Origin of the sequence: Rhodanobacter lindaniclasticus (assembly GCF_004799035.1) — a bacterium.
GTDB classification, from domain to species: domain Bacteria; phylum Pseudomonadota; class Gammaproteobacteria; order Xanthomonadales; family Rhodanobacteraceae; genus Rhodanobacter; species Rhodanobacter lindaniclasticus.
In genome coordinates this window covers 32,180-45,276 of the sequence record NZ_MWIO01000030.1, presented here as the reverse complement: position 1 = coordinate 45,276, position 13,097 = coordinate 32,180, and the positions used below count along the sequence as shown (strand labels likewise).

13 protein-coding genes are annotated in these 13,097 nt (G+C 63.9%); 11 read left to right on the top strand and 2 right to left on the bottom strand.

The genetic code is table 11. The features are described from left to right. Positions 1–333: 333 nt before the first annotated feature. Both B1991_RS10860 and B1991_RS10855 read right to left on the bottom strand, forming a co-directional pair. Positions 334–1,245 carry a LysR family transcriptional regulator gene (locus B1991_RS10860; protein ID WP_136258747.1) on the bottom strand — a complete coding sequence of 304 codons (912 nt, stop codon included), beginning with the start codon at positions 1,243–1,245 and terminating at the stop codon, positions 334–336. Between the two features lie 376 nt (positions 1,246–1,621). Then, positions 1,622–1,966, bottom strand: coding sequence for a hypothetical protein (locus B1991_RS10855; protein ID WP_210772120.1), 345 nt, complete (start codon positions 1,964–1,966; stop codon positions 1,622–1,624). Positions 1,967–2,216: 250 nt separating this feature from the next. Between B1991_RS10855 and B1991_RS10850 the strand changes: the two genes are divergently transcribed. The 11 genes from B1991_RS10850 (at position 2,217) to B1991_RS10800 (ending at position 13,094) form a co-directional block, all read left to right on the top strand. Next, complete coding sequence (locus tag B1991_RS10850; RefSeq protein WP_246031139.1) at positions 2,217–2,711, top strand: DUF6326 family protein; 495 nt, start codon at positions 2,217–2,219, stop codon at positions 2,709–2,711. Between the two features lie 95 nt (positions 2,712–2,806). Beyond that, positions 2,807–3,508, top strand: a complete 702-nt coding sequence (locus B1991_RS10845) for a DUF4386 domain-containing protein (RefSeq protein WP_136258746.1) — start codon at positions 2,807–2,809, stop codon at positions 3,506–3,508. Between the two features lie 85 nt (positions 3,509–3,593). Continuing rightward, entirely contained in the window at positions 3,594–4,811 is a 1,218-nt protein-coding gene (locus B1991_RS10840; protein ID WP_136258745.1) for a hypothetical protein, read from the top strand. A 66-nt stretch (positions 4,812–4,877) separates the two neighbouring features. Then, positions 4,878–5,600 carry a hypothetical protein gene (locus B1991_RS10835; protein WP_136258744.1) on the top strand — a complete coding sequence of 241 codons (723 nt, stop codon included), beginning with the start codon at positions 4,878–4,880 and terminating at the stop codon, positions 5,598–5,600. Between the two features lie 8 nt (positions 5,601–5,608). Beyond that, positions 5,609–6,262 carry a LuxR C-terminal-related transcriptional regulator gene (locus B1991_RS10830; protein ID WP_210772119.1) on the top strand — a complete coding sequence of 218 codons (654 nt, stop codon included), beginning with the start codon at positions 5,609–5,611 and terminating at the stop codon, positions 6,260–6,262. Continuing rightward, positions 6,255–8,093: an ATP-binding response regulator gene (locus B1991_RS10825; protein ID WP_136258743.1), complete on the top strand. Its 1,839-nt coding sequence runs from the start codon at positions 6,255–6,257 to the stop codon at positions 8,091–8,093. The genes B1991_RS10830 and B1991_RS10825 overlap by 8 nt, the downstream gene beginning before the upstream one ends. A gap of 71 nt (positions 8,094–8,164) precedes the next feature. After that, positions 8,165–9,061 carry a LysR family transcriptional regulator gene (locus tag B1991_RS10820; protein ID WP_136258742.1) on the top strand — a complete coding sequence of 299 codons (897 nt, stop codon included), beginning with the start codon at positions 8,165–8,167 and terminating at the stop codon, positions 9,059–9,061. A 302-nt stretch (positions 9,062–9,363) separates the two neighbouring features. Beyond that, positions 9,364–9,840, top strand: coding sequence for an ATP-dependent zinc protease family protein (locus B1991_RS10815; protein WP_136258741.1), 477 nt, complete (start codon positions 9,364–9,366; stop codon positions 9,838–9,840). Beyond that, positions 9,837–10,724: a 30S ribosomal protein S6--L-glutamate ligase gene (gene rimK, locus B1991_RS10810; RefSeq protein ID WP_136258740.1), complete on the top strand. Its 888-nt coding sequence runs from the start codon at positions 9,837–9,839 to the stop codon at positions 10,722–10,724. Before B1991_RS10815 ends, rimK begins: the two co-directional genes overlap by 4 nt. 416 nt (positions 10,725–11,140) lie before the next feature. Beyond that, on the top strand, positions 11,141–11,827 hold the full coding sequence (locus B1991_RS10805) for a response regulator transcription factor (protein WP_136258739.1): 687 nt from the start codon (positions 11,141–11,143) through the stop codon (positions 11,825–11,827). Next, entirely contained in the window at positions 11,811–13,094 is a 1,284-nt protein-coding gene (locus B1991_RS10800; protein ID WP_136258738.1) for a sensor histidine kinase, read from the top strand. Before B1991_RS10805 ends, B1991_RS10800 begins: the two co-directional genes overlap by 17 nt. The last annotated feature ends 3 nt before the right edge of the window (positions 13,095–13,097 follow it).

Here is a 13,097-nt window from a genome sequence, read left to right as displayed (position 1 = left end):
CAAGCCGCGAAACACGCTGTCACCAGCGTCATTCGCGGGCACCATGCTTGACCCGGATAACCAGGCCAAAGTCTTTGCAGGGAAAGAGGCCCAGTAAAGCGCGATCAGCTCAACAGGCCAGAGCCGATGCGCATACGGCAAGCACTGTTGCGCCGCGCGTCTTCGCTGTGACGCGCCACGATGGGCATGCGAAGTTGCTCGCAGGATGCCAACGGCAAGCGCGAGCAACGCCTGAGTGCAGCGCGCCCGTGCACCGCCAATGGAATCCCGCTGTGGCAAAACAGGTCTGGCGCTTTGACCAAAATGGAATCGGTCAACCCGCCTGAAGCAGCCTCATGCGAGCCGTTGCGTATCCAACGGCATATGGCCGACACGCTGAGCACGGTCGATGAAGTGGCGCAGCGGCTCCGACATCGCGCCCTCGGGATGTAGCAGGTAGGTCGTCAACGCCGCCGAATCTTCGTCCAGCGGCCGGACGATCACGTCCGCCTGCCGGCATGCCACCGCGTGGGCCGCGGTGGAAAATCCCACGCCATAGCCGGCCGCCACCAGGGCCAGCATCAACGAGTGGGTCGTCACGTACTCGGCCACGACCGGCGGTGTCTCCACCAGGCGCAGCAGGCGCTCGCATTGCCGGCTGCACTCCTGACAAGCCTGCGGGTGGCACAGCACCAGCGGGTAGCCCACCACCTCGTCCAGCGGTACCCGCTTGTGCGCCAGCAAGGGGTGCCGCGCCGGAATGGCCACCACCAGTGGATCTTGCCACACCGGCCTGGCGACCACCCCGGCCTCCATCTCGTCGGCCATCGCAAAGGCCGCGTCGTACAGGTCGTTGCTCAGCCCGCCCACCACCTGCGACAGCGGCGCCTCGAACAGCCGGATGCCCACCTCCGGCGCCTCCTCGCGGCACAGCGCGAGCAGCGCCGACAGCCGGGCCCGCCCGACGCCGCCGGCCAAGGCGATGCGCAGGGTGCCTCGGTGTCCCGCCGCCACCGCCTGCGCCTTGGTCTGGGCTTGCTCAAAGGCCAGCATTACGCGCCGGGCCTCCTCCAGGAACACCTGCCCGGCCGGGGTCAGGCGCACCCCGCGCGGCGTGCGCTCCAGCAGCGTCACGCCCAGGTCCGCCTCCAGTTGGCGGATCGTTCGCGACAGGGGCGACTGCTCCACATGCAGCCGTCGCGCCGCCCGGCCAAAGTGCAATTCCTCAGCCACGGCGATGAAGCAGCGAAGATGGCGTAAGTTCATGTGCTCGGCACACCGGCTGATTTACCAGCCTTGCGGACGCAGCATCGTCTTCGCGGCCCCGGTTCGCAGGAACGCCTGCGTCATATTGCTTGGCCGCCCGCCCTGGCATGGCAGCAGCAAACACTGGCCATCAGCATTCAGTGTCCGGCTGTGTGCGCCGGCCAGCTCCGCGCGTGTCGGCGACGGGCCTGCTCCCGACAGACATGAGTGCTTCGACGCGATTCAATCGAAGGAGGTGCGTTCTGCCGTGCAGACTTCTACCTGTAGTTTGGAACTGTCAGGTTTCCGGGGGAACGTCACAATTCCAAAACCCTGAGTAGTACGGGCAATCGAGGGGACTTTAAGCCGCCGAAGGTCTATGAAGCGCTGGGCACCATCAACACTTGCCCGCTGCCTTCAGCAGCGCATTGCACGACCTACCAGCCGCAGGCTTGCCTCCCTTGCCGACCTCGGAGCAGATCGCATCGGACACGGCGCGCCCGAGCTGTGACACCGAGCCAGTGACGTAGCAGGAGTATTGCTTGCCGGTGTTCGTCTTGACCGTGTAGCTCGCTTTTACACCGTCATCTACGCGATCAGCGATGGTGAACGAGCCCTTGGCCAAGCCGAGGGCCTGGGCAGTGTTTCGCTCGATGGCGTCATCGCTGACCGCAAACGAGGCGCAGCCAGAGGACAGGACAACGAATGCGGCCGCCGAGGCCAGCGCAAGCCTCTTCTTCATGGGTGCGTTCCTTTTTCAGAGTTGTTGATATGCACGAGGAATGTCCCAGAGCTGCTGTGATCATTCAACCCTACCGCGGTAGGGTTTCGCTCGATGGAGTCGATACTCCATAATTTCTGATCTTCAAGTTGGGAGAATGTGCACAGAAGAACTGGCGCCGCCAGCACGGCTTCAGTGACGTGGCCAAGGTGACTACCGGGGTCAGATTCAAAGATGCTATCGAGGTGAACACAGACGATCGGGCCGCCGCTTGATCAACTTCCTGAACACCAGATTTGACAATGGCTCATCATTCGAAAGAAGACATGGGGGAAAGAAAATGCGTTCGCATGCTCTGGCTGACGAGCGAATGCCCACCCGAAGCAAGTTGTCCGCTCTCTGGGCGAGCGTGATGTTCTGCTACGTGTACGGCGACTACTTCGAACTCTATGTTCCCGGCAAGCTGCAGGAGATGCTGGAGGGCAAGATGGCGCTGGGGACCGTCACGCAGGGAATGCTGTTCGGCACGGCGAGCCTGATGGCCGTGCCCGGCCTCATGATCTTTCTCTCGCTCGTCTTGCCGGCCATGGCCGCCCGCTGGCTCAACATTGGTGCCGGCCTGTTCTATGCCGCCATCATGCTGCTGATCCTTCTCGGCGGCGCTTGGGCTTTCTACATGCTCTTTGCCGCGATCGAGATTGCGCTCACCTTGCTCGTGGTCGGATATGCGTGGCGTTGGCCGCGCACGCCGGAGCCATCGGCCTGATGCGCCGCTGCAGGCGGCCGTCGCCGGGCGCGAATCGCAGATTGCAGCAAGATCCATTTCCTCGCGGGCATTTCATCAACACGGACGAGAGTCGCATGATGACCCATCGCAAGATCAGCAGATTGGCCGGCCTGTTGTACCTCGTCGTGGTTGTCACGGGCATGTTCAGCCTTGCTTATGTCCCTTCGCAGATCAATGTCGCGGACGATTTCCAGGCAACGGCGCGCAACATCGTTTCGTCCGAACCGTTGTTCCGTTATGGCATTGCCAGTTTCATGGTCATGCAGGTCGCCTTTCTGTTGTTGCCGCTGGCGCTCTTTCAACTCTTTCGTGATGTCGACCGCTCCGCGGCAGCGCTCATGGTGACCTTCGCGGTCGTGAGCGTGCCGATCGGACTGGCCAGCCTGGCGAACCGGCTCGACGCGCTGTCGCTGCTGACCAATCCCTATTTCGGCCAGGCCCTCGCGCCCGCGCCCTTGCAGGCCGCCGCGAAGGCGTCTCTCGGTGCTTACGGCACGGGCCTGCTCATCACCAAGCTGTTCTGGGGACTCTGGCTGCTCCCGTTAGGCTACCTGGTCGTGAAGTCCGGCTTCCTGCCGAAGCTCCTTGGCGTATTCCTGATGCTGGGTTTCCTTGGCTACATGGTCAACGTATTCGGGGAACTTCTCGTTCCGAACTACACCCTGACGCTGGTTTCGAACTATGCGGGCCTGCCCGCCGCCATCGGCGAGATCGGCACCTGTTTGTGGCTTCTGCTGGTGGGCGCCCGCGAACCGGATCGCAGTACGGCCCGGTAGCGCGTCTCGTACACGCTGATCTTCATCTATCGGTTTAGTGAGCCATGAGTAGCATCGATATGGAATATAGAGTTGGGCTGCCCGCATGATTACGCCACGCTGGTTGCCGATGCTTTTTGCCGGGGCACTCCTGTTGCCTGGAGAGGCTTTTGCCTTTGGCGTGGTTCTGCAATACGAAGGCGAGGTCGATGACCGGGTTGCTTACTTTGCCGATGTCAGAACGATTTTGAATCGGACGCCGCCAGATCAGGTCATGGGCCCGACAGAAATCAGGGAAATCGCTGTTACGGCCGTATATGAGAACGCAAACAAGCCTGAGTTCGTGCATATGAAATTGCAGTTCCAGTGTTCGAACGCCTTTTCGATGGACATGGCCAGCCGCAAGATCACCGAAAACAAGAACAAGGTCCGGCCTGATAATGTCGTTACCTTTCGCATCGGACCGGGCAGTTACAAGCTAAGGCGTTCCGATCTGAAAACCGAAGCCGTGGCTGCCAGCGACTGGAAAACCTCCAGCGCGCCGATGCTCTCGAAAGCCGGGACGATTGCCTGCAACGACATCGAATTCGATAAGGCCTTGCACGCCGCCATCAAGGGCGGCACCTTCGATTTCGAGGGCTTTGGCAAGCGCATCGGCAAGCTGGGTCTGCCGGAAGATATGCTGCTCATCGGCGCAACTTTGCCGTCTGAATTCCTGGACTTCGCCTGGGATAGCTTCTGGTGGGACAAGGTTCTTGCCAAGAAACGTCCCGACCCGAGCGGTAAATGGGCTCAGACGCTTTCTGAAGCCGACAGGCAGGCGGCGATCGAAAAGCTCAAGCGGAAACAGCAGGAACTGGAGTCCGGCACTGCATCGATTCGAGCCGGTCTGCTGGAGAGCATCAAGAAGACCAATGCGGAAATGAAGGCCGATCTCGAAGTCGCCAAGAACGCCGGCAAACATCCGGATGGCTCGAAAATGAACAAGCACGAGGCCAAACTGGCGGCGGTCTTTATCGGCCAGCCCGAACAGAAAGTCGTCGACATCATGGGCAACCCCGATGATTTCAACCAGACCGCCGACGCGCGCTTCCTGCGCTACAGCGCCTGGTGGGAACAGCAGGGTGTCACGGTTTACGGTGCGCAGGGCGTCATCGGCGGGGACCCAGGCGGTTATGCCGAATGCTTCGCCGAATTCAGCGTGCGGCCCGACGCCAGTGGCGAATGGCGGGTGGACGATATCGTCGTCCGTGGAGACTACGAGGGAACGGGGTCGCGCGAAATCCGGCTCGTTTGCAACGACGCCATCAGGCCCAAGCGCTGATACAACCCAACACCATGCGGTACCGGATGCAGTGACCATCCTTGCTTGTCACTGCGGTTTCGAACAATGAAAGGCAACTGGAAAATGATGAAAACAGTGATTTTGGCCACCACGCTCATGGTTGCGACCGTCCCCTGCCACGCCAAGACTGAAGTCCAGGGGGAATCTTTCGATGTGTTGGGCTCCGTGATGGAGACCAACGTGAAGGAAATCAATGCTGCGAACATCATGACTTCCAACAAGGAAGAGGCGATCCGATACCGCGAGAAGATCATCGCCGGGTGGTGGGAATTCATGCAGGTCAACTCGAAAGCCAAGCCGGGCGAGTACTGCGCGGCGACGTTCCTGCGCGCCAAACTCGCCAAGCGCGCCAAAGGCGAGCGCAAGGACGGCTTTTCCGACGGCATGGCGGTCACCCTGTTCGGCCCCGGGGGGAATTATCGAGGCGCGCTGCTCGGGTTCTCGCCACTGGGCAAGGACCACGCCTTCCCGAAATTGAAGAGCCGGCAGCCGGTCAAGGTCACCTTGAAACAAGGCGATGTGGCCCCGGTGACGCTAAATGCGATCTACATGGAAGTGAGCCCTACCGCGCCGCCGCTGATCGTCTTCGCCGTGCCGAGCATCGAGGCGCTGATGGGCGGCATGGAAGACACCTGGCGTTTTGAGGTCGTCTACGAGGGCAAGTCGATTGCCGACATTGAGTGGCACGACGGACTCAAGGCACGCGATGAACTGAAGCAGTGTTTGGCTGGTAAGTCCTTCGATGACAAAAGGCATTTACGATTCTGACCATTGCGATGATGCCGCCCAGTGAACATTCCGCCGTGGTTGTGGATGACCATCCACTGGTCGCGCGCGGCATCGCGGACTTTCTGCGCACGCATGGCGGGTTTGCGCGCACTGATGCGATTTGCCGGGCTGACGACCTCTGGGCGCACATCGGGCAATTCGGAGCGCCGACACTGGCTATGATCGATTTCTGGCTGCCGGAGGGTACGGCGTTGCCGATGCTGGCACGGTTTCGGGACGAGTATCCAGCAACTCGACTGCTGGTGATCAGCGGGGACGGCGATCCTGTGATCCGTGACAAGGTACGCCGGTTGGCCGTCGATGGTTTTGTGCTGAAGCACGCCGACCCCGCAGTTTTTGTGCTGGCCGTCGCTGCGGTACTGCGCGGCGATGCATGGTTCGACGACACTTCGGTTGTCGCCCAGGCGACCGACGAAGCGCGCAGTCTGCCGTTGAGCCCCGCCGAGTTGGGCCTGACGCCACGCCAGGGGGAGGTCCTCGCCCTGATGCTCAAGGGCCTGCCCAACAAGCGGGTTGCGCAACAGCTCTCGCTGACCGAACAAACCGTCAAGGAGCATGTGAGCGGTATCCTGGAACGGCTGGGAGCACGCAGTCGCGTCGAGTTGATCACGCGGCTGCGGGGAAAGCGGATCGATGTCTGAGCGGGTCGAGGAGCGGCCGGCCGAAGCAGGCAAGGAGCTCGGCTACGCCGACATCAGCACGGCCGGCCGGGTGGGGCTGTTTGACGTGGCTTTCGCCCGGATCAACTACGGCTTCGGGGCGATGGTCGTTGTCAGCCTGCCCTTCATCGCCTGGTATATCCACCTCGGTCAGAACCCACTCGGGCTTGTGTTGTGGGCGGCCTGGTATTTCGTCGGGCTGCTGGTGGTTCGCTGGCAGTATCGGCGCTACCACCGCGAGCGCGCCGAAGGCGAGCCCGCGGCGATCCTGCGCCGCTGGTCGCCGCGGATTCACGGCATGGCGCTGGTTTACGGCAGCAGCATGGCCGTTCCGCCGTTACTGACGGCCCACCACGCCACGTTCGAATTTCAACTGCTCTATCTGGTGACGATCGCGGCCATCGTCGCTGGCAATTCCGTGCATTCATCGCCGGTGCTGTCGGTGTTCCGCTGCTTTTTCCTGACCGGCTGGGGAAGCGTGACGCTGCTGGTGCCATACAGCTTTCCGGGTTACTGGTATTACGTGATGCCGCTGACCCTGATCTATATCCGCACGATGCTCAAGCATTCGGCGATCTCGCATCGCTTCTTCGTGCAAAACATCGCGCTGAAGGAAGAAGGCGCGCGACTGGCCGAGAACTTCCGCCGGGCCAAGGAAGAGGCGGAAAAGGCGCTGTATAACAAGAACCTGTTCCTGACCACGGCCAGCCACGACCTGCGCCAGCCGGTGCATGCCATGGGCTTCCTGGTCGAATCGATTTCGCGAAGCAATCGCGACCCGGCGCTCGACGCCGCCCTGGCGGACCTGCGGGAAAGCGTGCGTTCGGCCACGCAGATGTTCAACGCCCTGCTCGACCTGTCCCGGATCGAGAGCGGCCGGGTGCAGATCAAGACCGAAGCCGTCGATCTGGCCGCGGTGATCGCCAACGTCGCGACCATCTTTCGCGAGGAGGCGCGCAATCGCGGCCTGGAATTGCGCGTGCATCTGCCGGCGGAGGGGGCGATGGCCGTCGCCGATGGGACGCTGCTGCGCCAGTCGCTGAGCAACCTGCTGCACAACGCCCTGCGCTACACGCGCCAAGGAGGCATCCTGCTGGCCGTTCGTCGACGGGGCGGCGGCTGGCGATGCGAAGTCTGGGATACCGGTATCGGAATCGCCACGCGCGACGGTGCCGACATCTTTTCGCCCTTTTTCCGCAACGAGCACGCCTGGGATATCGACAGTGCCGGCCACGGGCTGGGGCTGGCCGTCGTCGCCCGCTGCTGCGCCATGATGGGCGCGAAGCACGGATTCCGCTCCCGCGAGGGCAAGGGTTCGTGTTTCTGGATTCGTCTCGATGCGGCGAAGAAAGTGGGGCATCCCGCCCTCGCTGGGCTGACCGCCTCGACCTTGCCCCAGGCGGTGCCGCATTGGTCGGGCGCTTGCCTCGTGGTCGATGACGATCCTTTGGTGCGCAGCGCCTGGCAAACCTTGATGCAATCCTGGGGTCTGCAGGTCGCCTGCGCCGAATCGGGCGGGCAGGCTTTGCGCCTCCTCGAATCCGGCTTCAAACCGGATGTCGTGTTCTGCGACCAGCGGCTGCGCTCGGGCGAGAGCGGTTTCGAGCTGTTGTGCGAATTGCTTGAACGCCTGCCCGATGCGAGCGGGGCCATGATCAGCGGCGAACTGGATTCCCCGGAATTGGCGGAGGCGGAAGAGCAAGGCTATCTCGTGCTGCGCAAACCGGTGGAGCCAACGGAGCTGCAGGCCGTGCTTGGCCACTGGCTCTTGTCGTCTGAGGGTGGGGAGCCTGATTTCCATCAATTCACTTAATGAGCGCAATGTAGAGATGGATCACTGGAACGCGTCGACCGGCCGACAACAACAGGAACAGAGAGGCCGCCATGGAGCTGAGACTATTGCGTTACTTCGTGGCGGTGGCCGAGGAATTGCACTTCGGCCGCGCCGCCGAGCGGCTGAACATCGAGCAGTCACCGCTTTCGCGTGCGATGCGCAACCTGGAGAGCCAGCTTGGCGTGCAGTTGTTCGACCGGAGCACACGCCTGACGCGGCTGACCTGGGCCGGCCAGGTGTTCCTCGTCGAATGCCGGCGTGTGCAGGCCACCGTGGAGCAGGCAGTCAAGAGCGCCAAGGCGGCGGCACAGGGCTACCAGGGCCATCTGCGCATCGCAATCTGCGACAGCCTGGCGCAGCCCCGTATCGCCACCTTGCTGGCACGCAGCCGCGAGGATGAGCCCGAGCTGGAGATTCGCGTCTTCGAGCTGCCGTTCGCGCAGCAGCTCAAGATGCTGCACAACGATCTGCTGGACATCGGCTTTGCGTTGTCAAACGCGGTGCATGATGGCCTCGTCGCCGAGCCGGTGTGGACCGATCCGCTGTCGGTGATCGTGCCCACACGCCATCCCTTGCTGGCACACGTGCAGGTGCCGCTGGCCGAAGCCCTGAAGTTCCCGCTGGTTCTGTGCCATCCCGAATCGGGATCGGGCTGCCGCCATCAGATTCAAGCGCTGCTGCAGGACGCAGGCACGCCGCTCAAGCTGGTCGATGAAGTGACCAGCCTGGGCGTGATGCTGACCCTGGTCGGTGCCGGCTACGGCATCGGCTTCGCCATCGCCTCGCAGGTGCAGACGCTACAGCGCCCGGACATCTCCATTCGTCCCTTGGCCGGCAGCCCACCGGTGCTCTCTACCTACCTGCTGCGCCGCCGGGGCGAACCCTCGGAGCCCATGAAGCGGTTCATCGAGCGGGCGAAAGGCGGGCGGGACCGGGCCTGTCGATGATGAGTCAATCCTTTGAGGACGCAGCTCACCTGTCCGTAGCGGCCTGTGGCGTGATGTGCCAGTGGACAGATAGACTTCGGTATGAAATCCGATGCTCTGGCTGTTGATGGATGTGCTTGGCTCGCTTTGGATCACCCGCAACGGCCTGCGTTGACCAGGCCGAAGACTTGAGTCCACAGTCGAGTCCATTCCGTGACGCTTGGATCGGAAAAAACGTTCGTAATAAACGAGTTAGCGACCGGGTGCTGTTCCCTTCACCCGCTCCACTCCCCGATCCCGCGATTTGCGAACTGTCTCGAACCATGGCGGATCCGATCGGTGCACGGCTGATGATCCTGGGTTGGCGCGAGCGGCTCGCCCTGCCGGCGCTGGGCATCGCGCGGCTCAAGGCCAAGCTCGATACCGGGGCGCGCAGCAGCTCGTTGCATGTCGACACACTGGAAACCTTCCGGCGCGACGGCGAGGTGTGGCTGCGCTTCTCGCTGCATCCCGGGCGACGTACGCCGGTGGTGCACGCCGAGGCCCGCGCGCTGGACCGGCGCATGGTCACCGACACTGGCGGGCGCCGCTCCGAGCGCTGGTTCATCCGCAGCGAGGTGGAGCTGGCGGGTGAGCGCTTCAGCATTGACATCAACCTCACCGATCGCCGCCATATGCTGTTTCCGTTGTTGCTCGGGCGCACCGCGCTGGCCGGGCGTTTCGTCGTCGATCCCTCGCTTTCCTATACCCAATCCTCGCCGTGGCCGACCGCCGCCACGGGCGTCGCGAGCCCTGCATGAAGATCGCCATCCTGTCGCGCAATACCCGCCTGTATTCGACCAAGCGGCTGGTCGAGGCGGCCCGCGAGCGCGGCCACGTGGTGCGAGTGCTCGATCCGCTGCGCTGCTACGTGCGCATCGCGCCCGGCGCGGTGGCGATCCGCTACAACGGCAAGCCGCTGCGCGACATCGACGCGGTGATCCCGCGCATCGGCACCTCCACCACGTTCTACGGCACCGCGGTGCTGCGCCAGCTGGAGATGATGGGCGTGTACACGCCCAACCCGTCCGACGCGGTGCTGCGTGCGCGCGACAAGCTGCGCTGCCTGCAGATCCTCGCCGCGCAGGGCATCGACATGCCGGTCACCGTGTTCGGCGACAACCCGGACGACAGCGCCGACGTGCTGGCCCTGCTCGGCGAGCCGCCGCACGTGATCAAGCTCAACGAGGGCAGCCAGGGCACCGGCGTGGTGCTGGCGGAGAAGCGCAGCGGCTCGCAGAGCGTGATCGAGGCGTTCCGCGGGCTGTACGCGAACTTCCTGGTGCAGGAGTTCATCGGCGAGGCGAACGGCAGCGACATCCGCTGCTTCGTGGTCGGCCGGAAGGTGGTCGCCGCGATGCAGCGCGAGGCCAGCCCGGGCGATTTTCGCGCCAACCTGCACCGCGGCGGCAGCGCGGTGGCGGCGAACCTGAGCGCCGGGGAGAAGCGCCTCGCGGTCAAGGCGGCCGCCGCGCTGGGCCTGGGCATCGCCGGCGTCGACCTGCTGCGCTCCAAGCGCGGCCCGCTGCTGCTGGAGGTCAACGCCTCGCCCGGCCTGGAAGGCATCGAGGCCGCCTCCGGCGTCGACGTGGCCGGCGCGATCGTGGGCCATCTCGAACGGCATGTGACCCGACGCGGCGGTTAACCGGCATCTAACCTGCGAGCCGCTATAAGGTCCGCGTTGTCTGTCGGCGGGTGAGCCCGTGACGGACGGCAGGTGATGGTAGCGGGGCAGTTGTTTGGGCCCAGGTGGGCGACGCCGAGTCGTGCATCTGGGCCTTTTTCTTGGAGAACCCGGGAAGAAAGCCACTTCCTGTGGTTTTCTTCCATCGCAAGTCCGGTACACGCCCGGACTTGCTCACGCGAATCAGGCACGGTGTGCCCGTCCGCGTCCGGGCATCGGGCAACTGCTCCTGCGTTGCCTCAACTCGGGCATCCATGCCCTCGCCATGGCCGGGCTGAGAGGTTGGAAAATCACTACCTCTCAGCGCGCCGCGTTCACGCAAGCTTGTTAAGCTGGCAATCCCCACCGGCCCGGCGCCGGTTGTGCAGGAGTGGCACATGCGCGTACTGGTAATCGAAGACAACAGCGACATCGCCACCAACATCGGCGATTACCTGGAAGACCGCGGCAACGTGGTCGATTTCGCCGGCGACGGCGTGACCGGGCTGCACCTGGCGGTGGTGCACGATTTCGACGTGATCGTGCTGGACCTCACCCTGCCCGGCATGGACGGCCTGGAAGTGGCGCGCAAGCTGCGCCACGAGGCGCACAAGCAGACGCCGATTCTCATGCTCACCGCGCGCGATGCGCTGGAGCAGAAGCTGACCGGCTTCGAATCCGGCGCCGACGATTACATGACCAAGCCGTTCGCGCTGCAGGAACTGGCCGCGCGACTGGAGGTGCTCTCGCGCCGCGGCAAGGGCCCGCAGAGCCGCGTGCTGAAGGTCGCCGACCTCACCTTCAACCTCGACACGCTCACCGTGAATCGCGAGGGCAAGTCGATCCAGCTCAACCCGATCGGCCTGAAGCTGCTGCAGGCGCTGATGGAGGCCAGCCCCTCGGTGGTGACCCGGCAGGACCTGGAGCAGCGCGTGTGGGGCGAGGAGCTGCCCGATTCCGATTCGCTGCGCGTGCACATCCACGGCCTGCGCGCGGCGATCGACAAGCCGTTCGGCAAGCCGCTGATCCACACGCGGCACGGCATTGGCTACCGCATGGTCGAGCCGGATGCAGTCCAGGCGTAAGCTTCGTTACCGCCTGATCGTCTCCTTCGCGCTGTTCGGCTTCGGCCTCAGCGCGTTGTTTGCCGTGGCCTCGCTGTACGTGCGCGCCAAGGTGGAGGATCAGCTGGTGGTGTCGGCGCTGCAACACGACGTGGACCAGGCGGTCGACAAGGTGATCGCCCACCCCGACCAGCCCGCCAGCTCGGAGCTGATCGATGCCTGGATGTGGAGCGATCGCACCATCTACAAGGCGCCGCTGGATTGGCAAACCCTGTCCACCGGCGTCTACGACATGAACGACGTGGACGAGCAGGGTCGCCCGCGCCACTACAAGCTGGCGGTGCGGCGCAAGGACGGCATCATCGGTTTCGTGCGCTATGACGTGAGTCGCGAAGAGCTGGGCAAGCGCCAACTGATCACCGCGCTGGTGCTCGTGGTGTTCCTGTTCAGCGTGCTCTCGCTGGCGATCGGCGTATGGCTTTCGCGCAAGGTGCTGAAGCCGGTCAGCGAACTGGCCAACCGCCTGCGCGACTTCCGCCGCGCAGGCAAGGCGGAGCCGCTGGCGCCGCATTTCGCCGACGACGAGGTGGGCGAGCTGGCGCATGCGCTGGACGAATATTCGGCGCGGCTCACCGCGATGGTCGAGCGCGACCGCGAGTTCAACTCCGACGTCAGCCACGAATTGCGCACGCCGCTGGCGGTGATTGCCAGCACCACCGAGCTGCTGCAGGGTTCGCCCGACCTCACGCCCAAGCTGGCCGAGCGACTCAAGCGCATCGAGCGCGCCTCGCGCCAGGCCACCGAGCTGATCGAGGCGCTGCTGTTGCTGTCGCGCGCCGAGCGACGCGGGCCCACGCGCGGCGAGACCACCGAGGTGGGCAAGGTCGCCACCGACGTGATCGAGAGTCAGCGCCCGCAGATGCGCGGCAAGCCGCTGACGATCGAACTGGAAGTGCGCAGTGCGGTCAGCGTCAACGCGCCGGCCTCGGTGCTGGCGGTGGCGCTGACCAACCTGATCGGCAATGCGATCAAGTACACGCTCGAGGGCAGCGTGCAGGTGGTGGTCGGCGACGGCGGCGTCGAGGTGATCGACACCGGCCCCGGGATCAAGCCGGAGGAAGCCGAGCGCCTGTTCCAGCGCGGCGTGCGCGGCGAGGGCGCCGGCGGCAGCGGCGCGGGCCTGGGTCTGGCGATCGTGCGCCGCCTGTGCGAACTGTACGGCTGGGACGTGGCGATGCGCCCGCGCACCGACACCAACGGCGCGATCGCCAGCATCACGTTCTCGTAGTCG